A 19,695-nucleotide genomic window follows, 5' to 3' on the forward strand; every position below is an offset into this window, starting at 1 on the left:
GCGAGGCGGATGACGGGGGTGCCGCTCATGACGGCACCCTCGAACTCGAAGTGCACGCCGTTCTGTTCGGCCAGGGCGGTCAGTTCGGCGCCGCGGAGGGCAACGGGGCCCTTGTTCGTGGTGCAGACGCTCTTGCCGGATTCGAGTGCCCATCGCACGTGTGAAACTGCTGGCTCGCCGTCGTCGGGATTCGTGAAGGTGGCCTCGCAGATGATGTCGGCGGTGCAGTTGCGGATAACTGATTCGTTGTTGGTGTCTGTGGATCCTCCGTGCTTGGCGAAGGTTTCGCTGTCACCGTCCAGTTTGAGGGCGATGGAKAGGTCGATGCCCTCGGATTGGACCAGGGAGCCGAGGCGCAGGTCGGTGATGGCCACGACCCGCAGGCCTAAGCCCAAATCGGAACGCAGTGTCTCACCGCGTGCTGCGATCAGTTCGGCCAGCGTCCTGTTGACGCCGCCGAAGCCGATCAGCGCAATGTMGTAGGTGGTCATGGTGCTCCTTCAGTCAGTTACATCGGTCCTTCAATGTCTGACGGCATTMCATGTTCGTCAGTGMATTGGCTATGTCAAGTGATTCTGGCCCCGGCGGAACGGGGCGGATTCTGACCATCATCGCCGCTGTTTCCTTGTGGGCCGCTTCGGTTGCTGTGGCTCTTTCTACCAGGTCACCCACAGGCACGCGGCCCGCCGGGGCAGAAGAACATTCCCGCTACTCGCGCCCAGAGGCATAGCCAGGGAGTGCGTGAATAACGGTCGGTTCAGGGGCAGGGACGTTCACGACGACGTTCCGGCGCGGTKAGGTAGCAAGGTGTTCAAGGGTTTAGCCTGACGGGCAAGTACATACTGGTCTCAGTGGCTATCCGTCCTCGTCCGACACGGCCACCCGGTGCACTTGGGTGAGTTGGGCAACATCGGCCACAACCGTCTCGGCGGTGGACCGGGCCGGGACAGTGACCCTCAGGCTGAGGTGGCGCATGGATGTGTCCAGTTCATCCCGTACGTCAATCCCCGTTACCACAGTGCCTGAGGACTTCAACTTCTCCAGAATGGGCGCCAGGGGTCCCTGCCTTGCCGAATATTCGATTTCCAGCGGCATCTTTTGCTTCTGACGCCACTTGCTTGGTCGAACAAATTTCAAGCCGATAAGCGTGATCAATACGAACACAGTCCCGACGGAAACCTCCAGATACGAGCCTCCCGCGGCGGCAACGCCGCACGATGCCGCCAACCACACTGTCGCGGCAGTGGTGAGTCCTTTGATCRCGCCGCGGTCCCTGATGATCGCCCCCGCCCCGATAAACCCGATCCCCGAGGCAACCTGCGCGGCGATGCGCGCCGGATCCACGTTTGGTCCAGGTGTAACGTCAGCGAAACCGTACGCCCCGGAAAGCGAGAACATCGCCGCGCCCAGCGCCACAAGGACGTGGTGCTGACCCCGGCCGGATGGCCGGTGATCTCTCTCTCGATGCCCACGACAAGGCCAGCGGCCACGGCGGCGCCAAGTCGAAGGCTGATCTCAAAAACATCCATGTCTTTCCCTCTGACGTTGGGCCTGGGGATGGCCGTGCGGATGACCTCGACGCCGCGACGGTCGCGCAGCCAGTTCATCGCGTACCGCATCGAGCCGTAGTCCAGGGGCCACCTCGGACAGTGAGCCTTGGGAATTGGGATCGGTGACCGGAAGGCGCTCKATCGAGAGTGTGGGTGGATTCAGGGTTGGCCTGATATGCCGCCTCCTCGGGCGATGGTCGCTGGCCCGAGGAGGCGGTCGCTGTTTCGAGAATTTTCTTTCTGCGCCTGCGCTCAGTTACAGCAACCCGGTGGAGGCATGTTGGGTGGTGAAGCGTTGTCTGCCGAGGAGGATTATGGATTCGGGTTCGATGATTGCCCAGATTCCTTCGAGGTTCGAGAGCTCGGTGCTGCGGCCGGTGAGATGTTGTTGAAGGCACGTGATCGGGCCTGCGTGGCTTACGACAAGCAGTGGCCCTGTTTCTTGCTCATGGGCTTCGGTGAGTGCCTGGTGAACTCTCGCCACGGCCGAGGCGGGCGATTCCCATTGCGGGGGGTCGATGGCCACGGTGGTGAGGCGTGTCCAGTCATCGACGAATGCCTTTTGGGCCTCATCCTTGGTGAGGCCCTCCCAGCTTCCCAGGTGCCGCTCCACGAGTCGCGCATCTGAGTCGACGGCGTTGATACCAAGCTCCTKGGCGAGTGCGTGTGCTGTGTCGGCAGCTCGTTGCAGCGGTGACGAGAGGACTTGGGTGAAGATTCTCGGCAGCCGGGGCGCGGCTTGGTGTGCCGCCTTCAGCCCTTCCTCGGTGAGGGGCGGATCGGCACGGCCCTGCCATCGGCCTTCTGCATTCCACACTGATTGGGCGTGGCGGATCAGGAGGGCGAGTCGCCCGGTCATGATCGTAGCTCCAGAGCGTCCTGAAGAGAGTTMGCTCTGTTGCCGAGCTGGTCGAACCACAGGGCCAGGTGTGGTGCGTAAGAGATGGGGGTCTCGTCCGGGATGTGTTCGATGTCCGCGGACAGCCGGACCGTGAGTTCTCCGTACGCAGTKCGGTATCTGGCGAGGATTTCGTGTCCGAAGTGTTCGCTTCCAATCAGGTGGCCGGCCCCTAGCTCWTCCGTTCCGACCGGATGTCCAAGTTGGACGGCTTCAGGTCGGAGCCCGAGAACCCGGTCATCGGGCAGGGTGAGGAAACTGATGGGTGGGCTTCCGATGAAATCGGCTACGAAACGGTMGGCGGKGGAGAGATAGATATCGCGTCCGGAGCCTTCCTGAGCGATCACTCCTTTGTTCATTACGATGATCCGGTCCGCAAGGCTCATGGCTTCTGACTGGTCATGGGTGACGTAGATGATGGCAGTTTCGGTGAGACGACCGCGGAGGCTTTCGATCTCGTTGCGCATCTCGTAGCGGAGCTTGGCGTCGAGGTTGGAGAGGGGCTCGTCCATGAGAAGAACTTTGGGTTCCTTGGCCAGGGCACGCCCGATGCCAACGCGCTGTTTCTGTCCGCCCGAGAGTTCCCGAGGGTAGCGGTCCAGCAGATGATCGATCTGTAAGAGGCGTGCGACTTCTGCCACGCGCTGTTGCACTTCCTCTTTCGGCAGTCCGCCCACACGGAGTCCGAGTCCGATGTTGTCTCGAACTCTCTTGTGCGGATAGAGGGCAAAGTCCTGGAAGACGAGCCCGACGGGTCTGTGCTGGGGTTGGTCTTTGGTGAGGTCGGTGCCGTTGAACAGGATGCGCCCCTCTGTGGGGTCTTCGAGGCCGGCAATGCAGCGCAGCAAGGTGGTCTTGCCGCATCCTGATGGTCCGAGAAAGACAACGCATTCGCCCGGTTGAACCTCCAGGTCGATTCCGCGCAGTACAGGGGCACTGTGCCCGAAGCTCTTAGTGAGCCCGGATATGCTAACCGCAGCTGTCGATTGATTACTTGACATTGAGAGCCTCGATCTCTTGCTTGGCTTCGTTGAGGGCATCAGCCGGGCTCTTCTCGCCAGCGAAGGCGAGAACCCAACTGTCTCGGAAGGCATCAGCTGCTCGTGCTCCGTCGCGGCCTCMGAAGGCCGGTAGTTTGGCCAGGGATTTCATGGCGTCGATCCCGGCCTGGCGTGCTGGCTGCTCCCGCAGGAGCTTCTGGACGTCGGGGTCTTCGACGGCGCTTGTGCTGCCGGGAAGGTAACCGCTGTTGATGAAGGGAAGCTTGGTGGCCTCAGGGCCCGCGAAGCAACGCAGAGCCTCCGCGGAGGCTCGCCGCTTTGCGTCGGATTGCGAGTACATGACCCACATGGCTCCGGATCCGAAGGCAGTGTAGTCGCCCGAATAGTCCGCGGCATRGGGGACCTTGGTGGTACCGAACACGGGCCCAAGGCTTTTCAACCRTTGCGGCAGGGAGGCAATGCTGCCGATGTGCATCGATGACTGCTGAGTATCGAAGGCCTGAGAACTCTKGGAGTTGTCCGCGTAGATACCCACTGATTTGTCCTTCACGCCCGTTGAGAGCTTGGCGAGCAGTTTGCTTGATGCATCCGAAGCGAACGCGGGCTTGCCGTCCTTTACGACGGTGGCACCGGAGTTAGCCATGATCGTCGGCACGKAGAAGTTGTTGGAGAGCGCATAGTCGATGCTCAGCCCGACACGGCCCGTGGCCGGGTTGGCGAGCTTGGCAGCATCGGCCAGCAGCTCGTCGATGGTGGTCGGAGGCTTGTCGGGGTCCAGGCCGGCTGCCTTGAAGTGCTCACGGTTCCAGTACAGAACCGGTGCGCTGACGGCGTAGGGAACGCCGACCTGGACGCCGTTGCCCGCTTTGGCCAGCGGCAGGAATGAACTCAGTCCGGAGAAGTCGGAACTGTTATCGACCAGACCGCTGAGATTGTTCACCGCGGGAAGATCGGAGAGGGGTTCGACGTTGCCGATACCCTCCAAGGTGATGTCCGGTCCGTTTCCTGACGCGATTGCCGTCTGTGCGCGGTGGTTGAGTTCGTTGTAGTCGGCACCGACGGACTGGGCGTCGATGGTGAGGTTCTTGACCTTGGCTTCGCAGGTTTTGACGATGCTGGCGATGGTTCCATCGAAGAGAGTCGGATAGGTGTACCAAAGGCTGACTGTGGTCGGCTCCTCGATGCCTGGTGCGAAGGCATCCTTCGAGGGAGCAGAATTTGGGGTGCTGCATCCGGTGAGGAGGGCAGCAGCGGTAAGGGTGACGCCTAAGACCGCGAGGGATGGGTGGGTTTTCATGTCTAACCTTTCAATCCGGTAAGGGCGATTCCTTCGACAAACCGTTTCTGGGCGAAGGCGAATGCTATGAGAAGAGGAAGAACAGCGAGGGTCGACAGGGCCATCTGGCCGCCATAGTCCCGACCTGTCTCGGCGTCCGCGAAGTAGGAGATCCCGAGGGTRATCGGAGCAATACCGAGACCTTGGGTCATCATCAGCGGCCAGAAGAAGTCGTTCCAGCGTGCGACGACGCTGAAGATGGCGAAGGCGGTCACGGCAGGACGGGCAAGGGGGAACACGATGGTCCAGGCGATGGACCATTCCGACAGCCCGTCGACTCTCGCGGCGTCGAGCAGCGAGTGCGGTAGGCCTCGGAAGAACTGGTAGAAGAGGAATACCCCGAAGGCACTCACCCCAAAAGGCAGGATCAGCGCGGCATAGGTGTTGACCAGACCGAGGTTGGCGAAGCCGATATAGACGGAGAGGATCGTGACTTGGCTGGGGACCATGAGTGTGAGCATGACGAGCCAGAACATCGGTCGGCTGCCCCTGAATCGAATGCGTGCCAGCGCGTAGGCCGCCGGTACCCCGATGCCGATCTGCAAAACCAGCACGGCCGCGCAGACTAGGATCGTATTGCCGAATAGCTGCAGGATCGGGATGCGGTCGAACACGTTCTGGTAGTTCTCCAGCGTGAGCTGATCAAATCCTGTGAAGATCTGGTTCGGAGGGACAGCTCGTGGTCGAAGGGAGGAGATCACCATCCAGATCATCGGCAGCAGACAGAGCGCCGCCCCTATCCACAACGCGATCGAAGTTAAGATCCCTAGCATGCGGGTCGGCATATTCCGACCGAAAGACGCGGCGCTCATTGCGGTCCAGACATCGGGCTGCGGCGTGAGATCGTCCACTGTGCGGCGGTGATGGCCAGTGTGAGAATGAACAGGACGAGAGAAACGACGGCTCCGGTGCCGAACGAGGAGTAGAAGAAGCCTTCCTGCTGGATCATCATGGCCAGCGTGGTTGTTGAACMAGCCGGACCTCCATCGGTCATGACCTTGGGGGCATCGAAAAGTTCCACCGCGGCGATGGTGCCGATAATTCCGGCGAACGTCGTCGTAGGGGCAAGCATCGGCCAAGTGATATGCCTGAAGCGCCTGAACCCGTGCAGGCCATCCAGTGCTCCGGCCTCGTAGACGGTCCGTGGGATTGCGGCCAGGCCTGCGAGGAAGAGGATCATCATGTAGCCCGTCTGCCGCCAGATTCCAAACGCAATGATTGATGGCAACGCTGTGGATGAGTTGAGCAGCCAACCCGAGGGTGGTATCCCGAACCAACTCAGGAACTCGTTCAGCAGACCGACCCGCGGGTCGAGGATGAACTGCCAGACGACCGCCATCGCGACCAGCATTGCTGCTGTGGGCATGAAGTAGATCGCTTTCAATGCGCCCGCACCGCGCAGTCGTCCCATGATTCCCACGGCGACCAGCAAGGCGAGCCCAATGGAGACAKGTACCGTGACGATGGCGTAGATGACGGTATTCCCGAGCGCGGAGAGGAAGCTCTTTGATTGGAGCACCGTGATGTAATTGTCGATGCCGACGAACTCGAATGCTGGTCGCAGCGGGCTCCAGTCGAAGAAGGACAGCGTGAAGTTCGCGACTGCGGGAATGATCGCGAAGGCCAGCAGGAACAGCACCGTCGGCAATACGAAAAGCTGACCGATCCGTTCTCGGCTCATGCGGCGTCTGGCCACCGGATGCTCGCCGGTAGGCACGATTCGCGGTCTAGATGATATTAACTGCGGTGATGTAGTCATGTMCGTCCACCTCCAGGATCGACATTTCAAGGTCGTGTTTTGTGTGCGCTGTACTGCGAAGAGTGCGAGCCGTGACGATGGGTTCCGGGGCGGAGGCATCGAACAGCTCTCGCAGCACCCGTCCATCGCACCCCTGGGAACTGACGCCGTGGAGGCTGAGGACGGTAGGGATCACGTMGACGATGCCCGCAGGCACCGTCGATAGTCCCGTGCCGTGCACGCCCGGACCGCGCACGATCATTGTTGAGCGCAATTCGTGGGGAGACAAACTGCCATGGCCGCTGTGGAAATTGCCCGCGGAACCGTCGAGGAGATAGTGGACACCCTGGACGCCGAACTCGTTCAGTGCCTCCGCCGACAAAGGTGCGAGCACGAGGTCAGGGGCGGTATCGGCTGGCTGGCAACGCAGGAGATCCACGGTGAAATGGTCCCMTCCCCCGGCTTCCAGGAGTCGGCTGCCGAGGAAGGAGCCTGCAAGCCAAGGCTGCTGGTCTGCCCATTCCTGAATACGTCGAGCCGTTGAGATCTCTTCGCACCACACCATCGCCAATCCTGTGGGAACGATCGTCACTCCGGTCAGGTCGATGCCGTCCTCCCTAAGGCGCTCCGCGACATCGATCGAACCGATAGTGCGAGCAAATCCGTGGTCCGAGAGGACGAAGACGGTTAKATCACGTCCCGCCGCGAAGGACTCCGCGCCCTCCACGAGGCGAGAGATCGCAGCATCCAAGTGCGTGAGAGCGGATTTTGCCTCCGGGGAGCCKACTCCGTACCTGTGCTGTGACTTATCGGGCTCGACGAACCAGCACACGAGCACATCCGGATCCACTTCGGGAAGCACGAAACTCACGCTCGCGTCGACCGCGTAGTCGACGAGATCGGCGGTACTTGCACCATCACGCAGGCTCGGTGCCGGGCCCATCTTCTCCAGAAGGGCGTCGTTGGCCCATGCCGGTTGTGCGTGGCTTCCGTCGGGCCCCGGGCGCAAAGAAAGGGTCACTCCATGACCGGCCCCGACGCCAGGATTKAGCACGAGCGCGCCACCCGATGAGATCGTGGACACCACCGCCAGGGTCTGCCCTGCCTCGGCGAGGCGGTGGCCCAGGCTCTTTACACGTAAGAGCTCCTCGGGTTCAACGCCTACCGCCGAGACGAAATCAGCCTCCAGTGTGTTGACCGCCGATTTCCCGTCCGCAGTCCGAAGATAGTTACCAAACAACCCGTGGCTTGCCGGGTAGCACCCGGTCACCAGGCTGGCTGCGTTCACTCTTGTCACGGTAGGGATCGAGCTGAACGACTRTTCCACCMAGCGGCCCTCGGAGCTCAGGGCTGAGATTGTGGGCGTGATGTCCTGATGGATCTGGTCCGGACGCAGTCCGTCAACGACGAGGACCATCGTGAGTGGTCTGGTACCCGTGTTCATAGCTGCTGCCCCTTGCTGATGTCTGCCATCTGGTCAAGTGCCTCGAATGACACCGGTCCGCGCCGCAACGCAACGGCAATGCGCAATGCGTCGACAACGGCAAGGTGAACGAGACGTCCCGCCGATGCTTCCAAGCGATAGCCGAGGGACCTGCCGCCCGAAACCAGCGCAAAGTCACTAACTTCCGTCAGCGGCGACTTTGCGAAACTCGTCACAGCGATAACGGTGGCGCCGGCCTCCTTCGCGACCCGGGCAGCATTGACGGTCTGCTTGAACGCCCCCGAATGGCTGATAGCGACACAGACGCCGCCCGCCGGTAGATRCCGAGCGGCAAGATGTTGACCCATCGGGTCGCTCGGCGCGAACGCGAGCTTCCMGATCGCCGTGAACCAGTACGCCGCATCGGCGGCGATGCTGCTCGATGAGCCCCCGCCAAGGAACAGAATCTGCGGGCTCGGCGCCAACAGCTCGACGGCGGCCATGAAGCGCTCTTCGTCCACGGTCATCTGGGCGTCGACCAGCCCTTGCGAACCCGCGCCCAAGATTCGGCGAAGGACTTCACCCGAGGAGGTCGACTCGTCCAGAACGCCAGTGGGGCCCTCCGTCTCCGCCGCCCCCGTACGAACCAAATCCTGCGCKATCGAGATTTTTACATCCTGGAATCCCTCAAACCCGAACCGCCGGCAAGCACGTACGACCGTCGCGGCTGACACTCCGACGAGTTCAGCTACCTCCGATACAGACGAATGGACTATAACGGCAGGCTGGGTCAGCAACACATCCGCGATACGTCGATCGCTCGTGCTGAGTTGCGGGAACACGATACGCAACCGGGCAGCAACCTCACCCGCCCCGATCTCGCACTCGCTTAAAAGCTCCAACTGGTCCGACACACTCACTCCTCCTGGCACCCACCGAGTTGTGGGCACCCCCAACTCAGTAAAGACGGCACACATGCCATGAAATGAGATTTCAGGTAAACACATGGTGAACAGAAATTTCATTTCTTCGACGGGAAGAGTGGCCACGCCGCCGGGACTCAAGTCCCCTGATTAAGAGGGGCCTCGCTMACTCTCTGCACGACGGTGACGGAACCTGTTGCAGCGCTCACTCCTACCACCCATTCCCGCAAACCGCGGAGGGCGCGGACCCTGGGTTCGAACTCATTTGCCAAGGAACGCCCRGTCGGGGAATCCGCTTGTTTCCGAGCCATTCCTGCACTGATTTCTTCACATAAATCMTGATCCACTAGACCTGAACCTAGGCTTAGTGAAGCTTCAAGAGATGTGATGCCAAGCGCCGACTGGTCACACGCCAACCCCATGCTCGTGGGTGGATCGGATGAAGAAGCGACCGCTGCGAGCCAAGAAGTTCCCGACGGTAAGAGCATCGTGAGAGGCGTCGACACTTTGGTACAACAAGCCCATCCAGTAGCCCACTTCAAACCGGACAACGAGGCGCTGGCGGACTCCGTCGCCGTGCTGCCCGTCATCGATTCATGCTGCGGCACGGTGGAATTCTGTGTAGCAGGCACTTGGGAAAAGCACGTTTGTCTCGATGCCGGCACGTTGATGCGTTCCCTGCTGAATTCGGTGCGGCCTGTTAGATGGTCCCGACAGGACGCACAGCTGATCTTCACGATCGCGCGTAGAGGTTCGCCTAAGGGGCATGAAATCAGGTTCTTCCTTGCTGATTGAGGGCCGCCGCGAAGAGTTGCAGGCCCTGACCCGTTCAACCCCCGTTTCCAGAAGGTGGTACTTGCACGGACCCCGAAAACTCGATTTCCGCACCGGGGAAAGGGGGTCCGGGACCACGCGCGGAAAAGTAGCCATTGTCGGATTGGGTACGGTAACGATCGTTCGCAAGACACCACCAGGCGTCTTCGCAGAGTGGCGGAACCACGCGGCMAATTTTGTAACGCTTCCCGCGTACGCGCCTACGAAACGTCCAACCCGGATGGTGATACGTTCCGGGGATGCGAATCGGATCCGGCTGATCTACACGCACGTCTCGGACCAGTACTCGCCCTTCCACAGCAAACTCGTCAACGTTGGTGACCGCGACGCGACCTACGTTCTGGACGGGCTGCTCTATCACGAGYCCGACCTGGCGATCCAGGAGCACTACACCGACACGGCCGGATTCACCGACCATCTCTTCGCCCTCATGCACCTGCTCGGCTACCGGTTCGCGCCACGGATCCGCAACATCGGCGACACCCGCCTCTACACACCCACCAACGATCCAGGACTCCCGGGCCCGGCGCCGCTGATCGGCGGAACGATCAAAACGACAACGATTGGCCTGCACTGGGACGAAATCCTACGCCTTGCCACGTCCATCAAAGCCGGCACCGTGACTGCCTCTTTGATGATGCGAAAGCTCAGCGCCTACGCCCGCCAGAACGGGCTCGCCCTCGCCCTACGGGAACTGGGCAGAATGGAACGGACCCTCTTCCTGCTGGACTGGCTCCAGGACCCCGGCCTGCGCCGCAAAGTCACCGCCGGCCTTAACAAGGGCGAGGCCCGGAACACCCTCGCCCGGGCCGTGTTTTTCAACCGGCTCGGCGAAATCCGTGACCGCTCCTTCGAGCAGCAGCGCTACCGCGCCAGCGGCCTGAACCTTGTCACMACAGCCATCGTTCTCTGGAACACCGTCTACCTCGACCGCACCGTCTCCACCCTGGCCAGCAACGGCGCTGACATCGACCCGGACCTCCTGCGGTTCCTCTCACCCCTGGGCTGGGAACACATCAACCTCACCGGCGACTACACCTGGCCGCGCGCCAACCACATCAAACCCGGCAAATACAGGCCACTACGTCGCCCGGCAAAACCCTAGCGTCGGATATTTCACTTTTCCGTGACCAACGGGGGCTCCGTTGCGCCCAGGCTTTGTCGACGCCGCGGCCGCGGTGGCCTTTGACCTGTTGGGACGAGTTCTGCCGGCGGGCGCGCTGTGGGTGAAATACGATTAGGCCATGGTAACCAGTGTTGATGTGGCCCGGCATCTTGGACTGTCGCAGTCGACGGTTTCACGTGCTTTGCGGGGGGACCCGGCTGTCGCGCCATCTACCAAGGAGCGGGTTTTGTCGGGGGCCCGGGAACTCGGCTACGTACCGGATGCAGCGGCTCGCATGATGGTGACGCGGCGGACGCATGCGGTGGGCATCGTGGTCGCGGACCTGACGAGCCCGATCTACCCCGTCATTGTGGAGTCGTTGCAGAATCGGCTGCTGGAACGTGGTTACCGGATGGTGCTGATTAGGGATCCGGATATTTCGCCGGATCCTGAGGCCGTTGATGTACTCGATCGTGCGACGGTTGACGGGATGATCTTCGTGTCGGCGAGGGAGGGATCTGCCGCGGTCCGGCGGGTCCTCGACCGCGGCACCCCGGTGGTGCTGTTGAGCCGTGACGATGTCAGCGTCGATGTCGAAGCGGTCCTCGCGGATGACAGGGGCGCGGGTGAGTTGGTGATTTCCCATCTGCAGGGTCTGGGGCACACGAKAATCGGCGTGCTGTCGACTCTGCGGGACCGGTCCAATGGCCGTGACCGCGAGGACGGTGTCCGCGCTGCCATGGAGCGCCGCGGCATCCCGGTACGTGAGGACTGGATTCAGCACCTCCGCTTGACGCAAGAGGACGGGGTGCGGGCGGCCCTGGAGATGCTTGATCGCCAGGACAGGCCGACGGCACTGTTTTGCGTGACGGATGCCTTTGCGTTTGCTGCCCTCGATGCCGCGGCCCAATTAGGCCTTCGGGTTCCGGATGAGCTGTCGATCGTCGGTTTTGATGACTCCGGGCCATCCCGCTGGGCTTTTGTGAACCTGACCACCGTGCACCAGCCCATTGCGGAGATGTCGTACGAGGCGGTCGACCGCCTGGCCGGGAGAATCGAGGGCGGGCCTCCCAGCCAGACGCGGAAACCCGTATTTCCGGTCAGGCTGGAAATACGGGGGACGACCGCGGCGCCTCCTCAGGCGGTATTGCGKCCGCCGCTCAAGTCGAGTGTTTGACCGGTCATGTAGCTGGCTTCTGCGGAGAGCAGCCAGGTTGCCAGGGCGGAKAATTCTTCCGGCAGTCCGACCCTGCCCATGGGTACCTTGGCGAGCAGTTGGGCGTTCCTTTCGGGGCTGAGGTCCTCAAGGAGTCGTGTCTTCATCATGGATGGTGCGATGGAGTTGACGGTGACCCCGAAAGGCGCGACTTCCTTTGCTGCCGTTTTGACCAGGGCCACGAGTCCGGCCTTGGATGCCGAGTAGGCGGCCTGGTGCGGGTTCCCCTCACGCGCGGAAATTGATGACAGGAGGGCCACCCGGCCGTATCCCTGTTGTGTGAGGACCGGGAGGATGCTGGCCAGGCCGTGCAGGCAGCCGTCCAGGTTCACGCTCAGGGTCCTGGCCCATCCGTCGGCGGGCATTTCGGTTACCGGGACCTCGGGGCCCTGGATTCCGTGGGCGAACAGGGCCCCGTCGATCCGACCGTACCGCTTGAGTATTGTCTGGATGGTGCGGTCCCAGTCGGCCCTTCTGGTGACGTTCAGGGCCATGCAGTTTTCGGGGCTGCTTCCGTCGCCCAGCCCGCCGGCTGCGACGTCGGTGCAGACGACGGTGGCGCCTTCGCGTGCGAGCCGGTCCGCGGTGTCGGATCCGASCCCGCCGGCGGCTCCGGTGACCAGGATGACCTGATCGTGGAAGCGGCCGGGCCAATAGATCTCGGCGCTGGCGGTTCGGGGCTGCGKGSGGCTGCCTGCGGCTGCCCCGGGTGTTGTGATTTCGGTGAGTTCGCTCATGGTGTTGTCTCCATTTCAGTGTTCAGGGGTGAGCCGACCAGGGTCTCGGCTGCGGTGTGGAGGTGTTTGAGGTGTGCGGMTGTGCCGAGGGCCTCGACGGCCCAGACGTCGGGGACTTCGACGCTGACCGGGGCGTCGGGAAGGGCCGCCAGGATTTCCCGAAGCGGGAAGACGCCCTCCCCGGGGGCCAGCCTTTTCGCACGCGACTCKATCTGCCGGGCTGATCCGTTCACGTCCTGTCCCAGCGGCATGCGGTGGGGGACCGGCAGTGCCGGGGTCTCGGCCGGGCCGTCACAGAGCTGGATGACGGTGACCGCCCCTGCCGGCAGGGCTATCAGCTCTGTGATGAGGCCGCCGGCGCGCACGAAATGGAGCGCGTCCAGCATGATGCCGCAGCCCGTCCGGTCGACCAGCAGGCCGGCGGCCGGGATGGAGTCAAGGGGCTGATACGAGATCGGTTCAATGGACGGGCGGATGCCGTACGTCCGGGCATCCTCAACCAGCGCCGCGAGGCTGTCCGTCAGGCGGGCKCGGTCGGGATCACCGCCGATGACGTTGAGCACGGAAGCGCCGAGGGCTGCGCCGGCCTCCAGGACCGGTTCCCAGTCCTTGCGTCCGCGGTGTCCGTCCAGGGTAAATACTTCAATGTCGCGGACTGAGAGGCCCGTGGCCGCCAGGCGTTMAATGGTCTGCACCGACATGAACGAACCGGCCGCCATGGGGTACTGGGTTTCACTCCGGGTGGCCGGGTGAACCCGGATCCCGACCGAGGTGAAGCCCGCAGCTGCCGCTGCGTCCATCAGGTCCGGCGGACTCAAATGCAGCGCCGACAAGTGCGCCAGCCCGATAGTTCTGTTCATAACTTCATCCTGCTCACTGGGTGTTTGACTGTTATTAAGCGATGCGCGTATGATCTAAATCACTAAATGACTACGTAGTCATTAAAGCACTCAATCCGCTCGCCCGCAAAGGTGCAGCCGAGCAAACAAGAAAGGTTGCGGTGAACCGCAATGCCTCATTCCCGCACTTCCAGCACCGGGGGCGCCGCCACGGGCGCACTGAACCATCCTCCCGTCGTCATCAGTGCCAGGGCAGGACGGCGGGCAGCGCTGGCCAGCACTGTCGGCGCCGTCGTCGACTGGTATGACTTCTTCCTCTACGGCACGGCCGCCGCCGTCGTGTTCGGACCGTTGTTCTTCCCCTMGGACAACCAGGTCGCCGGGCTCCTGGCGTCCATGGGCTCCTTCGCCGTCGGCTTCCTCTTCCGCCCGCTCGGCGGGGCCATCTTCGGCCACTTCGGCGACAAGTACGGCCGCCGCACCATGCTCTTCAYCACCGTCATCATGATGGGACTGGCCAGCACCGCCATCGGGTTGCTCCCCGGCTACGCCGCCATCGGCGTCGCMGCACCCATCCTGCTCGTGACCCTGCGGGCCATCCAGGGCATCGCCGTCGGCGGTGAATGGGGCGGCGCGGCCCTGATGGCAGTGGAAAATGCGCCGGCAGGCAAGCGCAACTTCCTCGCCACCGGTGTGCAGATCGGATCCTTCGTCGGGCTGCTGCTCGGCACCGCAGCGTTCTCCCTGGTCACCGCCCTGACCACCCCGGAACAGTTCCAGGCCTGGGGCTGGCGGCTGCCGTTCCTGATCAGCATCCTCTTCGCCCTTGTCGGCCTCTGGATCCGGGCCGGCGTACCCGAGTCGGCGGAGTTCACCGCCGCCAAGGAAGAACACAAGAATGCGCGCGCACCGTTGGCCGAAGCGCTGCGGACCAGCCCCAAGCAGATCCTCGCCGTGATCGGCATGCGGATGGTGGACCAGAGCACCTTCTACATGGGCTTCACCTTCTCCCTGGCCTACGTCAAGAACTTCACCCACACMCCTACCTCCACCGTCCTGACCGCCTCGATGGTCGCCATGGTCCTGGCCATCCCCTGCCTGGCACTCTGGGGACGCCTCGCGGACAAGTACGGCCGGAAATGGTTCTACATCATCGGCCCCCTCGCCGCGGCCCTTGCAGCGGCACCGTTCTTCGCAGCGCTGGAAAGCGGTGAACTGATCCCGATGATCCTCGGCTTCGTCGCCCTGATCAACCTCGGACACAACATCTCCACCTGCGTCCAGCAGACCTGGTTCACCGACATGTTCGACGTCCGGATCCGCTACAGCGGCGCAGGATTCGCCTACGCACTCGCCGGAGCCGTGGGCGGCTTCATCCCCCTGATCGCCACCGCCCTCATGGCCAGCAGCGGCAGCTGGGCCCCCGCCGCGGCCCTGCTGGCCGGGCTGTGCCTGATAGCCCTGATCTCCAGCCTTTGGTCCTACAAGTGGGCCAACAAGGAACACCACTAAACCCACAACGCAGGACGCACCCAAGCCAGCGGCGACCCACAGGCGGATGCGCGGGCACCCAGCGGCCGGAACGCCCGACTGCCCGCGCATTCGCCTCCTGCAATAGCCATCGATCACGAAAACAGCTAACGATGAAGGCCAGACCCCAGTGAAGACCACCAAATCTGATGAACTGACCACACCCCCCGCCAAGACCCTGGACTGCGACGTCCTGGTGGTGGGCTCCGGTGCCGGCGGCCTGTCCGCCGCCGTCACCGCCGCCTACCACGGCCTGAAAGTCGTCGTCGTTGAAAAGGCCGAGGTCTGCGGCGGTGCCACGTCCTGGTCCGGCGGCTGGGCCTGGACCCCGGGTAACCCGCTGGCCAAAGCCGCCGGCGTCAACGAGGACCGCGAACTTTTCCGCACCTACCTGCGCCACCKGCTGGGCGGGAACTACCGCGACGACAAGGTGGACGCGTTCCTTGAGGCAGTCCCGCACATGGTCGGCTTCTTCCAGGACAAGACCAGCCTGCAGTTCGTTCCCGGAGCCAGAATCAAGGACATCTACGGCAACACACCGGGCGCCGGAACCGGCCACCGCTCCGTGGGACCCAAACCCTTCAACGCCCGCAAAATCAAACCAGAACTGCGCGCCAAAATGCGCCACCAGCTCTACGAGACCTCCTTCCTGGGCATGGGCATCATGGCCGGCCCGGACCTCACCAAATTCCTCTCCGCCTCCCAGGGCAACCTCCAGGGTCTGTTCCACGCCGCCTGGCGGGTGGGCTTCCACCTGCTGGACCTGGTCCTGCACCGCCGGAACATGCAGCTTGTCAATGGCACCGCGCTCACCGGCCGGCTCATGAAATCCGCCGACGACCTCGGCGTCGAGATCCGCGTCTCTACCCCGGCCACGCGACTTCTCACCGATGAGACCGGCAAGGTGACMGGTGCTGTCGTGGATTCACCCGCCGGCAGCTACACGATTAACGCCTCCGGCGGMGTGGTCCTGGCCACGGGCGGCTTTCCGAATGACGTTGCCCGCCGCAAGGCGCTGTTCCCCAAGACCCCCACGGGCCGCGAGCACTGGACGCTGGCTCCCAAGGAGACCACAGGGGACGGCATCACCATGGCCCAGGCCGTCGGAGCCCGCTTCGATACCGACGTCAAGTCCCCGGCCGCCTGGTGTCCGGTCTCCCTGGTCCCACACCGGAACGGACGCACCGGGACGTTCCCGCACATCATGGACCGCGCCAAACCCGGCAGCATCGGCGTGCGCGCGGACGGACGCCGCTTCGTGAACGAGGCCAATGGCTACTACGACTACGTGGAAGGAATGCTCCAAGCGACCCCCGACGATGAACCCGTCGAGGCCTGGCAGATCGGTGACGCCGAGTACGTGCGCAAGTTCCCGCTGGGGATGGCCAAGCCGCTGCCTGTCCCGMTCTTCCCCTACCTGCGCTCCGGGTACCTGAAAAAGGGAAACACCATCGAAGAACTCGCCGCCGCCTGCGGTATCGATCCGTCCGTTCTGGCGAAGACCGTGGCGGAATTCAACGAGAATGCCCGCAAGGGTGTGGATCCGGACTTTGACCGTGGCGTCAGCGAATTCAATCGATACGGCGGAGACCCCAAGAACGCCCCGAATCCCTCGCTGCGGCCGCTGGACAAGGGACCGTTCTACGCCGTCAAGATCGTCCCGGGATCCTTCGGCACCTTCGCAGGCCTCGCCGCTGATCCACGCTCCCGGGTCCTGGACAACAATGGGCAACCCATCGCCGGTCTCTATGTCGCCGGCAACGACCAKGTATCGGTCATGGGCGGACACTACCCCGCAGGGGGCATCAACCTCGGCCCCGCCCTGACCTTCGGATACATCGCCGGACGCGACCTCGCAGGAGCCACACACTACGAAGACGACGGCACCCCCGCCCCCGCCCCCGAAACAACTACCGGTAACGATGACGCCACGGACACACCAAGTCGTCACCGGTAACGTACTTACCGGAACCCGACACCAGTCGCTGGAAGGGATTCGGACCGTCAAGATTCGCGACCCCCACGCTCTTGAAGGAAGGCGCCCCTGGCCGAGCCTTGTAGCCAAGGGCCCGAGGGCGCGGCGCATCTCCATCGATCGTCTCTGACTCGGAGCCTGCACCGTATAGCTGAATTTACTATCACTCGCCGGATGGCACGCGCGTCTGCCGGGCGGGAACAGGCGACTCGAGCGGGCCCCGTCACAGGATGACGGTGTGCATCACTTGCAAGATCCCGCACACAGGGGGAGCCACCAAACCATCCATGCTGCCGAGGGGAAAACCCATGCCCACTTCACATCAAAACAGGCTCCAGGGTCGACGGCGTTATTGACCAAAACACTGGTTGTCGATCTCAGCCGCGCCCTGGCCGGACCCCCAAGTCGGCATGATGCCGGCGAYCGCGGCGCCAGGGGCATAAAAGGTTCGAAGCATCGATTCCCAGGCCCGAAAGCCTGCGGCACTCCGAATGGTGCCACGGCTACGGTTGCGAAACCGACGTCGATCAGGTCAACCTGTCCGGCCCAAAGTTTGGTGAGCAGGACCTCCTGCCAGTGCGGTTGCGGGCAGTCCGCTCCCTGACGTCAGTTTGAGGTGTAKCTAACCCTGACAGGGCGTGCTGCATATGTGCGGCATGAGTAATCRGTTATATCGAACTMCTAAAAGGCCTCATGGTCCTCGGTGGACGAAGGGAATCATCGGGGTGTGCAGCCTTCTTACGCTTAGATCATGGAAATGCAGCGCCGGTTTTACTGTGGTCGTTTCCGGAGGAGAAGCACCGCCAGGTCGCGGACTACGGCTTCGATGGAAGCCCTACGGCTTGCATGCTTCGCGCCGGCGGGCTTTTCGCGGCGTGCTGGTACCGGTGTTTGTTCGCCGGTTGGCCGAGGAATCCGGCCTACATCGGTATGGATGGGGTAGTAAAAGATGAGGTCGGTGCTCCGTCGACGGATGGGGATCTCGGGTGGCAGCGTGGGCTCCAAATGTTCTGGGCCGTCGTGGCAGTGTTGGACCGCACCCGGGTACATCACGCCCCAGAGGGCCACGCTGTATTCCTGGGCACGATAGTGCTGCGCCGGCCAGTGGGTCGTGGAGACGTAGCTTGCGCCACTGCGCAATGCTCCCTTCCTGGCAAAGGCCCTCATTGTGTTCCTTTCTGACATCACGATTGTTCAGCTGTCCCTGACCGTGGGTTGACGTGGCGAGTGGAGCGAACAGGCTTGGGGAAATCTCTTCGGCTGCCTTGGAGTTCCAATGCCGGCGGGCTCGTCCCCATTTTTCACCCGTTTGGCCCCGTCACCTCGCAGCTCCGGCGTCCGTGCCCAAGACGGCGCTGCTGGCGGCATGGTTCCTCATACGGTCCGCCAGCACTTTGCTCTGGAACGTCAGAGTTCTTTGAGAACCGTTGCCAGGCGCGCGTGCCCTACCTCGATCCTTTCTGGGGTTTGCGATGCGCAGCAAAGTCGAAGTGCATTGCCGAAACTTCCGGAAACCGAGAAGGCGAGACCCGGGATGAAGGCTACGCCTTGGCAACTGCAACCTCGAACAGTTTTGAAGTGTCAATCGCGTTGTTGAAGGTGCCCCATAGGAAGAAGCCGCCCTCTGGATTGGTCCACGTGGCTAGTGCGGTCGGCCCAGGGAATGTTAATGGCGGAGACTGAAGGCGTTGACATGTCATCCTCTTTTCTTGTGGCGGCTATTGAGCTGTGTATCCGCCGTCTATGGGCAACGAGGTGCCGGTGATGTAAGAGGCTTCATCCGAGGCCAGATATGCCACGGCTCCGGCCACGTCGCTTGGAAGTGCAAGCCGTTTAAGGGGGATTTCGTCAACAACCCTTGCTTCGGCCGCTGCTGGATCTGCATGCGTTTCCAGCCACTCGTCGTACAGCGGTGTCTTTGTCATGCCTGGGGCAACGGCGTTTACTCGGATGTTGTAGGGGGCTAGGTCCACGGCTGCAGCCTTCGTCAGCGCCAGCATTGCTCCCTTGCTGGCGCTGTAAATCCCCATGGTGGGCACTCCGATTGAGGCCAAACGTGAAGTGATGTTGATGATCGATCCGCCAGTGTCCTGCATGGTTCGGGCGGCCGCTTGCAGAAGGCGGATGGCAGCGAAAGTGTTGACTTCGAAGACTTCTCGGATCTCCTTGTCGGGAACTAACAGAAGGTCTCCCGTGTGATCGACCGMGGCGTTGTTGACCAGCACGTCGAGTCGACCAAAGCGTAAAACTGCTGCGGAGGTGAGGGCATTGCCTGATTCTTCGTCTTTGATGTCCGTGGAATAGAAGTGCAGATGGGAACMGAGTGCCGCTTCAAGTCGTTGCCCTCGCTCGATTGACCGCCCGGTTGCCAGCACCTGGGCACCTTCGGCTACCAGTCTGCGGGCGATTGTTTCCCCGATACCGGAAGTAGCGCCTGTGACCAACGCGACTTTGCCCGCCAGACGGGCGTTGGAAGTTGATTGCGATAGCACTTTGAATCCTCTCGTAGGCACATTTMGTGCGTGCYAAATGTCTTCGCCTCCGCTTTCCAAGCATTCCCCATCGTTTGGTGCTCTACCGGGGTACAGGT

General features: G+C 62.4%; 14 protein-coding genes, 3 pseudogenes and 1 riboswitch. Of the genes and pseudogenes, 5 read left to right on the forward strand and 12 right to left on the reverse strand.

Annotation, left to right across the window (positions count from 1 at the left end; translation table 11 throughout):
* The 9 genes and pseudogenes from AC1DBQ_RS05330 to AC1DBQ_RS05370 form a co-directional block, all read right to left on the reverse strand.
* Positions 1–491, reverse strand: a pseudogene (locus tag AC1DBQ_RS05330) (homoserine dehydrogenase); the annotation flags it as partial.
* A gap of 364 nt (positions 492–855) precedes the next feature.
* Positions 856–1,452, reverse strand: a pseudogene (locus AC1DBQ_RS05335) (MgtC/SapB family protein); the annotation flags it as partial.
* Positions 1,453–1,806: 354 nt separating this feature from the next.
* Entirely contained in the window at positions 1,807–2,409 is a 603-nt protein-coding gene (locus tag AC1DBQ_RS05340) for a histidine phosphatase family protein (protein WP_476927514.1), read from the reverse strand.
* Entirely contained in the window at positions 2,406–3,542 is a 1,137-nt protein-coding gene (locus AC1DBQ_RS05345) for an ABC transporter ATP-binding protein (RefSeq protein ID WP_476927515.1), read from the reverse strand. The genes AC1DBQ_RS05340 and AC1DBQ_RS05345 overlap by 4 nt, the downstream gene beginning before the upstream one ends.
* Positions 3,439–4,746, reverse strand: coding sequence for an extracellular solute-binding protein (locus tag AC1DBQ_RS05350; protein ID WP_476927516.1), 1,308 nt, complete (start codon positions 4,744–4,746; stop codon positions 3,439–3,441). The genes AC1DBQ_RS05345 and AC1DBQ_RS05350 overlap by 104 nt, the downstream gene beginning before the upstream one ends.
* 2 nt (positions 4,747–4,748) lie before the next feature.
* Positions 4,749–5,636 (reverse strand): carbohydrate ABC transporter permease, encoded by an 888-nt coding sequence (locus AC1DBQ_RS05355; protein ID WP_476927517.1) that lies wholly within the window; start codon positions 5,634–5,636, stop codon positions 4,749–4,751.
* Entirely contained in the window at positions 5,594–6,466 is an 873-nt protein-coding gene (locus tag AC1DBQ_RS05360; protein WP_476927518.1) for a carbohydrate ABC transporter permease, read from the reverse strand. Before AC1DBQ_RS05360 ends, AC1DBQ_RS05355 begins: the two co-directional genes overlap by 43 nt.
* A 46-nt stretch (positions 6,467–6,512) precedes the next feature.
* On the reverse strand, positions 6,513–7,967 hold the full coding sequence (locus AC1DBQ_RS05365) for an alkaline phosphatase family protein (protein WP_476927519.1): 1,455 nt from the start codon (positions 7,965–7,967) through the stop codon (positions 6,513–6,515).
* A complete protein-coding gene (locus AC1DBQ_RS05370; protein ID WP_476927520.1) occupies positions 7,964–8,860 on the reverse strand; it encodes a MurR/RpiR family transcriptional regulator in 897 nt (298 codons plus the stop codon). The genes AC1DBQ_RS05365 and AC1DBQ_RS05370 overlap by 4 nt, the downstream gene beginning before the upstream one ends.
* A gap of 382 nt (positions 8,861–9,242) precedes the next feature.
* Positions 9,243–9,360: riboswitch (SAM riboswitch) on the forward strand.
* Between AC1DBQ_RS05370 and AC1DBQ_RS05375 the strand changes: the two genes are divergently transcribed.
* The 3 genes and pseudogenes from AC1DBQ_RS05375 (at position 9,359) to AC1DBQ_RS05385 (ending at position 11,985) form a co-directional block, all read left to right on the forward strand.
* Positions 9,359–9,664 carry a hypothetical protein gene (locus tag AC1DBQ_RS05375; protein WP_476927521.1) on the forward strand — a complete coding sequence of 102 codons (306 nt, stop codon included), beginning with the start codon at positions 9,359–9,361 and terminating at the stop codon, positions 9,662–9,664. Its footprint overlaps the riboswitch before it by 2 nt.
* Positions 9,665–9,956: 292 nt before the next feature.
* Positions 9,957–10,808, forward strand: a pseudogene (locus AC1DBQ_RS05380) (Tn3 family transposase); the annotation flags it as partial.
* A 139-nt stretch (positions 10,809–10,947) separates the two neighbouring features.
* Positions 10,948–11,985 (forward strand): LacI family DNA-binding transcriptional regulator, encoded by a 1,038-nt coding sequence (locus AC1DBQ_RS05385; RefSeq protein WP_476927522.1) that lies wholly within the window; start codon positions 10,948–10,950, stop codon positions 11,983–11,985.
* Here the strand turns inward: AC1DBQ_RS05385 and AC1DBQ_RS05390 are convergent.
* The gene (locus AC1DBQ_RS05390) at positions 11,946–12,761 is read right to left on the reverse strand and encodes an SDR family NAD(P)-dependent oxidoreductase (RefSeq protein WP_476927523.1); all 816 of its coding nucleotides are present in this window, start codon (positions 12,759–12,761) and stop codon (positions 11,946–11,948) included. The genes AC1DBQ_RS05385 and AC1DBQ_RS05390 overlap by 40 nt on opposite strands.
* Positions 12,758–13,621 carry a sugar phosphate isomerase/epimerase family protein gene (locus AC1DBQ_RS05395; RefSeq protein WP_476927524.1) on the reverse strand — a complete coding sequence of 288 codons (864 nt, stop codon included), beginning with the start codon at positions 13,619–13,621 and terminating at the stop codon, positions 12,758–12,760. The genes AC1DBQ_RS05390 and AC1DBQ_RS05395 overlap by 4 nt, the downstream gene beginning before the upstream one ends.
* Before the next feature lie 150 nt (positions 13,622–13,771).
* On the opposite strand from AC1DBQ_RS05395, the gene AC1DBQ_RS05400 reads away from it, so the two are divergent.
* A complete protein-coding gene (locus AC1DBQ_RS05400) occupies positions 13,772–15,112 on the forward strand; it encodes an MFS transporter (protein WP_476927525.1) in 1,341 nt (446 codons plus the stop codon).
* Between the two features lie 148 nt (positions 15,113–15,260).
* Positions 15,261–17,087: an FAD-dependent oxidoreductase gene (locus tag AC1DBQ_RS05405; protein ID WP_476927526.1), complete on the forward strand. Its 1,827-nt coding sequence runs from the start codon at positions 15,261–15,263 to the stop codon at positions 17,085–17,087.
* A 1,736-nt stretch (positions 17,088–18,823) separates the two neighbouring features.
* On the opposite strand, the gene AC1DBQ_RS05410 is transcribed toward AC1DBQ_RS05405, so the two are convergent.
* Entirely contained in the window at positions 18,824–19,597 is a 774-nt protein-coding gene (locus AC1DBQ_RS05410; protein WP_476927527.1) for an SDR family NAD(P)-dependent oxidoreductase, read from the reverse strand.
* Positions 19,598–19,695: the final 98 nt, after the last annotated feature.

It is taken from the genome of Arthrobacter sp. 10T413_2 (assembly GCF_056394205.1).